General features: G+C 40.2%; 1 protein-coding gene. It reads right to left on the reverse strand.

The window, feature by feature from the left end; genetic code table 11:
- Positions 1-23: 23 nt before the first annotated feature.
- On the reverse strand, positions 24-1,193 hold the full coding sequence (locus BQ7483_RS00010; RefSeq protein WP_072544383.1) for an IS4 family transposase: 1,170 nt from the start codon (positions 1,191-1,193) through the stop codon (positions 24-26).
- Positions 1,194-1,328 lie beyond the last annotated feature (135 nt).

A 1,328-nucleotide genomic window follows, 5' to 3' on the forward strand; every position in this document is an offset into this window, starting at 1 on the left:
TATCACTGCTGTCCGGAGAAACTTTACCACAATGTAAGCTGCCTAGGACCATCACCCTCCGGAACATTAGCAGTGAGGTCGGTTTGATTAAATATATCTTTGATGTCGCCTCTTTTGAAGAGAACTTGACCAATAGAATTTGAAATAGAATGAAGACTTGGGTTCAACATATAATGTTTCTTCGCAATGATAAGCAGAAGATAGTCACAGATAGCTATCCATATCTGTGTGTACACGGCGTTTTGGGTGGTTCCATAGAATGTCTTTATGTGCAGATGCTGCTTTATCCATTTGAAGAACAACTCAATTTGCCATCTTTCCCTGTACAACTCGGCAATGGTCAATGCCTCAAGTTTGAAGTTATTGGTGAGGAAACGGTAAACTGTATTTGTGCTGAAGTCTTCATATACAACAAGTCTAAGAGAATCAGGATACTTCTGAGAAGTAAGTGGCCCAGTCAATTTGATGGTTTCATCAGAGGAAAGTCCGGCAGATTGATCTACCTCTCTACTATCAATAACCTTATAAAGCATATTTCCTTTTGCTCTAGTTACAAAAAAGGCATTGTTAAGATGAAAATGCTGGTACAAGGAGTCAAACTTGACATATCCTTTGTCCATAAGATAGTAGGAGTTTGCTTCTACAGGTATCTTATCCATAATTTTGGAATCGTGAACCGCTCCTTCTGTCAGATGAACAAATGTCGGGATGGAACCCCTAAAATCCATCAAGGTATGCATCTTGATTGCTCCTCTCTCATGATGAAACTTAGCCCATGGACAAAGCTTCAGACACAGCTCAATAGTGCTGCTGTCAAAGGCATAGACCATTTCATCCAGGTCAAGTCTAAGTTTCTGTCCCTTATATGCTTCCTTTGCTTGTCGTATCAGAACTTGTGCAAAGTCCTGATAGATACGCCAATCCTTCTTTTCGTTCGCTTCGGCCAAGGTGGATTTGGGCATTACCTTGATACCAGAACGGTAAAGATCAGGAGAACAAAGGTTAAGTGTAGTCTCTATGTCTCTCAGCCCGGACCTGTCCGTGAACTGGGCAAAGCTCATTACCATGAACTGGTCACGGCAAGTGAATTTGATGGAGTGTCTGTCACCCTTATAGCGGTTGACGCACTTCTTAAATTCGTATGTGTTTATAAGAGACATAACCTGTGCAAATATTGTTTTTCCTTTGTTCATAGTTTGCAGAATTGGCTGTTTATACCTTCTTGCAAAACTATGATTTCTAATCGAAAAATTTTATTATCCTCGTAACCAGTTGAGTATTAATTAATAATAGCTGCTTTGGAGAATCTTCTCCGGACAGCAGTGAAT

The organism is Mediterranea massiliensis, from assembly GCF_900128475.1.
In the GTDB taxonomy this organism is placed as follows: domain Bacteria; phylum Bacteroidota; class Bacteroidia; order Bacteroidales; family Bacteroidaceae; genus Bacteroides; species Bacteroides massiliensis_E.